The 4946-nt window shown below is 69.1% G+C and carries 5 protein-coding genes and 1 rRNA gene; all 6 read right to left on the bottom strand.

Annotated elements, in window-relative coordinates:
• A 16S ribosomal RNA gene (locus tag VGR37_10495) occupies positions 1–141 on the bottom strand; the annotation flags it as partial.
• 317 nt (positions 142–458) lie between these two features.
• A complete protein-coding gene (locus VGR37_10500) occupies positions 459–701 on the bottom strand; it encodes a hypothetical protein (protein HEV2147821.1) in 243 nt (80 codons plus the stop codon).
• Positions 702–882: 181 nt separating this feature from the next.
• Positions 883–2706 carry a translational GTPase TypA gene (gene typA / locus VGR37_10505; protein ID HEV2147822.1) on the bottom strand — a complete coding sequence of 608 codons (1824 nt, stop codon included), beginning with the start codon at positions 2704–2706 and terminating at the stop codon, positions 883–885.
• A gap of 143 nt (positions 2707–2849) precedes the next feature.
• Positions 2850–3839, bottom strand: a complete 990-nt coding sequence (gene speB / locus VGR37_10510; protein HEV2147823.1) for an agmatinase — start codon at positions 3837–3839, stop codon at positions 2850–2852.
• A gap of 180 nt (positions 3840–4019) precedes the next feature.
• On the bottom strand, positions 4020–4547 hold the full coding sequence (locus VGR37_10515; GenBank protein ID HEV2147824.1) for a Fur family transcriptional regulator: 528 nt from the start codon (positions 4545–4547) through the stop codon (positions 4020–4022).
• 51 nt (positions 4548–4598) lie between these two features.
• Positions 4599–4946, bottom strand: a 348-nt coding sequence (locus tag VGR37_10520; protein HEV2147825.1) for a hypothetical protein, incomplete at its 5' end; no start/stop codon positions are given.

Genomic DNA, 4946 nt, shown 5'->3' on the forward strand with positions numbered 1-4946 from the left:
CCCCCATGCAGGGGCAGGTTGCTCACGTGTTACGCACCCGTTCGCCACTAGGCCGCCCCCGAAGGAGCAGCCCCGTTCGACTTGCATGTGTTAAGCGCGCCGCCAGCGTTCGTCCTGAGCCAGGATCAAACTCTCCATGAGATCGTTCGATGTAGCTCCATTTGAACAGAACGCATTCGTTCCGTTCGGAATTTTCGCCTTTGACGTCCTCTCGTGCTCACGCGCTCGTCGCGCGCTGCACCAGCCCGGGAGAAGGTGTGCTCCCAGGCGAGGTCCGCACAGACATCCAAACCTCGATTTTCAAACACTCGTCTTCGCGGGCATCGCCCGCTGGACAGACCTAAAACTTAACCGTTCAAGGTCCGTCCGTCAACCCCCGCCCGAGGCGCTCCGCGAAGCGCGTCCCGCATCGGGCAAGGGGAGAAAATCTAGCCGCCGCCGGGCTCCCGGTCAAGGGGTCAGGCGTCCTCGCCCTCCTCCCACTCCTCGTCGTCACCCCACTCCTCGTCCTCGTCGTCGTCCCAGTCGTCGTCCTCGTCGTCCCAGTCGTCGTCCTCGTCGTCCCAGTCGCCGTCCTCGTCCCAGTCCTCTTCTCCGTCACCGTCCCAGGCGTCCTCTTCTGCGTCATCGAACCGGGCGACCAGCAGCTCCTCAAGCTCCACTGTCTCGCCGCGCACCGGCCGCACGATCACGTCCGTCATTCCGAAGTCTCCTGAAAGGTTGGGAGAGAAAGGCGCTCCGCGGGAATCCGGACGGCAAGGAAGATGCCGACCACGGGGCCGTCTCGCCGCAATCATACAACGCTCACCGGAAGTGTCAAGCCCCGGGAAGCTGGGCTTCCCGGGGCTCGGTGTGCGGAACATCGGCGCTTCGGCGCGCGGATCAGGCCGAGGCGCGAGACGCCTTCTTCCGGTCGCTTGCGTTCAGCAGCCGCTTGCGGAGCCGGAGCGACTTGGGGGTGACCTCGATCAGCTCGTCGTCGGCGATGTACCCCATCGCATCCTCCAGCGTCATCTGGCGCGGGGGCTCCAGGAGGATGTTGTCGTCGCTCCCGGAGGCGCGCATGTTGGTCAGCTTCTTCCCCTTGGCGACGTTCACCTCCATGTCGCCCGGGCGCGAGTTCTCGCCCACGATCATCCCCTCGTACACCGCCACCCCGGGCGCGATGAAGAAGGTGGACCGCTCCTGGAGGTTGCCCAGCGCGAAGGCGATGCTCTCGCCGTCGACCATGCTCACCAGCACGCCGCGGTTGCGGTTGCTCATGGGGCCCACGTACGGGCCGTACTCCAGGAACCGGTGGTGGAGGATCCCCTCACCGCGGGTGTCGGTGAGGAAGTCCGAGCGGTAGCCGAAGAGGCCGCGCGCGGGGACCTTGTACACCAGCCGGACCAGCCCCCCGCCGGGGTTCTTCATCTCCAGCATCTCGGCGCGGCGCTGGCCGAGCTTCTCGATCACCGGCCCCATGAGCCCCTCGGGGACGTCGATGGTGACCTCCTCGTACGGCTCCAGCACCTCGCCGCCGGGACCCTTCTTGAGGATCACGCGCGGGCGCGACACCGCGAACTCGTACCCCTCGCGGCGCATGGTCTCCATGAGGATCCCCAGGTGCAGTTCGCCCCGGCCGGACACGGTGAAGGTGTCCGCGGAGTCGGTGTCCTCCACCCGCAGCGCGACGTTGCGCTCCAGCTCCTTGTAGAGACGGTCGCGGAGCTGCCGCGAGGTGACGTACTTCCCTTCCCGCCCGGCGAAGGGCGACGTGTTCACCATCATGTCCACCGAGACGGTCGGCTCCTCCACCGCGATCCCTTCCATGGCCTCCGGGTGTTCGGGGTCGCAGACCGTCGCGCCGATCTCCACGTCGGGGATCCCCGCGATGGCGACCACGTCGCCCGCCCTCGCCGACTCCGTCTCCACGCGCTCCAGCCCCTCGAAGGAGAAGAGCTTGCTGATGCGGGCGCGGACGGGGGCGGCGCCTTCGTCCGCCCCGTGCTCCAGCACCACCAGGCCTTCGCCGACGCGTGCGACGCCGCGCTCGATGCGCCCGATGGCCAGGCGCCCCAGGTACGGCGAGTAGTCGATGGTGGAGACCAGCATCTGGAACGGCCCCTCCTCGTCGCTCTGCGGCGCGGGGATCGTCTCCAGGATGGTCTCGAAGAGCGGCGTCAGGTTCTGGCGCGCGTCGCGGGCGTGGCGCATGGCGACGCCCTCGCGGCCCACCGCGTAGAGGAACGGGCAGTCGAGCTGGTAGTCGTCCGCCTCCAGCTCCATGAACAGCTCCAGCACCTCGTCGTGCACGCGGGCCGGGTCGGCGTCGCCGCGGTCGATCTTGTTGATGACCACCACGGGCTGCAGCCCCAGCTCCAGCGCCTTGCGCGTGACGAAGCGGGTCTGCGGCATGGGGCCCTCGGCGGCGTCCACCAGCAGGACCACGCCGTCCACCATGCGGAGGATGCGCTCCACCTCGCCCCCGAAGTCGGAGTGGCCCGGGGTGTCGACGATGTTGATCTTGGTGTCGCCCCAGCGGACGGAGAGATTCTTCGCGAGGATGGTGATCCCCCGCTCGCGCTCCAGCGGGTTGGAGTCCATCACCCGGTCCTGCACGTGCTGGTTCTCGCGGAAGGTCCCGGCCTGGCGGAGCATGTGGTCCACGAGGGTCGTCTTCCCGTGGTCGACGTGCGCGATGATTGCGATGTTGCGGATCGACATGCTCTATCCCTCGGACCCGGGGGTCTGGATGGTCGGTGAAGGTCGCCCCAAACGAACCGCGGGCGCCTCGACGGAGGTGCCCGCGCTCGAAAGCAGCCATGTAAAATAATGAAGAAGGGGTGTTTAGTCCACCCCCGCCCCGGTCACGCGTCTTCGGTCGCCACCAGTGTCTCCCGCGGCGCGGAGGTACGAGCGGCGCTCCCCCGCCCCGCCAGCATGCGGTACCCGATCATCTTGTACACCAGCTTCGCCACGACGAAGTCCGACGCGGCGTTCCCGCCCATGGGCGCCAGCTCCACCACGTCCACCCCCACCACCTTCTTCTCGGTGAACACGCGGCGGAGGAGCTTCAGCGTCCGGTACCACTCGGGCCCGCCCGGCTCCGGGGTCCCGGTGGCGGGCATCAGCGAGGGGTCGAAGTAGTCCACGTCGAAGGTGATGTAGACGGTGTCGCGCAGGGCCTGCATGGCGCGGTCGATCCACGCGTCGTCCTGCCACATCTCGTCCGCGAAGATGGTGGTGATGCTCCCTTCGCGGTCGCGGATGAGCTGGCGCTCCTCGGAGGTGAGCGCCCGGATTCCCACGGCGACGATGTCCGCGTCGTCCATGCACCTGGACATCACGGCCGCGTGGGAGTACGCCGAGCCCTCGTATTCGAGCCGCAGGTCGCTGTGCGCGTCGAACTGCAGCACGGACAACCTCTCGCCCTCGCCGAGCCGGGCGGCGTGCGCCAGGACGGGCGCGCTGGAGATGGAGTGCTCCCCGCCCAGCCCGATCACCAGCCGGTCGCCCGCGGCTTCCAGGATGGCGTCGTACGCCTCGCGCAGCTCTCGCACGGCCGCCTCCGGCCCGGCGGAGGTCAGGTGGAGCGCCGGGAGCGTGCAGACCCCCACCGCGGGGCCGGGCTCCGCGTCCAGCTCCTGGTCGTACAGCTCGATGTAGCGCGACGCCTCCACGATGGCGGCCGGGCCCAGCTTGGTGCCGCCCTGGTAGGAGACGCTCGCCTCGTACGGGATGGGGAGGACGACGACGTCGGCGCTCTCCCAGCTCCCCGCCTCTTCCTCCAGGCCCAGGAAGTTGCGGGGGAGCTCCCAGGGAAGGTCGCGCAGCGTATCGGGGATGTCGGCAGTCATGGGTCTCGCGGTCGAGTGTTCCGGGCTCGGTGAACGGCCGGGAAGAGAGCCGGTCGGCGGCGCCGCGTCAACCGCAAGCCGCGTGCGACGCCGGGGCCGGGGGAACGCGAAGCGGGGGAGGCGCCGATCGCTCCGGCGCCTCCCCCGCTCTCTCTGATTCCGAAATCCCCGTGGGGCCCTTCAGGCCACGTCCAGCGCCGGGCAGGTGAGCCCCCGGTAGTCCACCGTCACGCCCTGCGCCTGGCAGTCGGCGCAGAGGCCGTAGATCTCCAGGCGGTGGCGAGTGGGGAGGAATCCGTGCTGCCGGGCCACCTCCTCCTCGATGCGGCCGATCTCGGGGCGCTCGAACTCGGTGACCCGGGCGCAGTGGGTGCAGATCAGGTGCTCGTGCACCGGCTGCTGGCCGAACAGGTGCTCGTACCGCTTGAACCCCTCGCCGAAGTCGTGCTCCTCCACCAGCCCGCTCCGCACCAAGATCTCCATGGTGCGGTAGATCGTGGCCTTGCCGATCCGCTCGCCCCGGGAGCGCAGCTGCGCCTCGATCTCCTCGACCGAAAGGTGCTCGGAGGAGTTGAAGACCACGTCGGCGACCACCTCCCGCTGCTGCGTGACCGGGAGGCCCTGCTGCCGGAGGTAGCGGCGGAACAGGTGGATGAAGGGCGAGAGCTCCCGCTGGGGAGCCGCGGCGGCGTACGTGAAGTCGGTCATGGCACGGTGCCTCGCGGTCGGGAACAGGCGGAATCCTGACGCAAACAATAATCATTCTCCACTGCCGGAGTCAAGCCGGACGCCTCCCTCCGCCAGCAGCTCCGCCCAGCGCGCGGGGCTCCCTTCCACCGGGTGCATCCGCGGCGCTTCGGTCTCGGTGCCGAGCCGCCGCAGCACTCCTTCGATCACCCGCTCCACCCGCCCCACCGGCGCGACCGCCTGCTCCGTGAGCGCATCGGCGCGCCGCGACTTCCCTCCCATCGGCTGCTCCGCCTCGTACCCCAGCGTCCACACCTCGCGGCGGTCCGATGCCGCACCGCCGTCCGGATAGGCGGCGAGGACGGCCAGCCCGGTCTCCTTCTCCCCCGTCTGCCGCGCCGGGAAGGTCCAGACCCGGTC

It is taken from the genome of Longimicrobiaceae bacterium (assembly GCA_035936415.1).
Classification (GTDB): domain Bacteria; phylum Gemmatimonadota; class Gemmatimonadetes; order Longimicrobiales; family Longimicrobiaceae; genus JAFAYN01.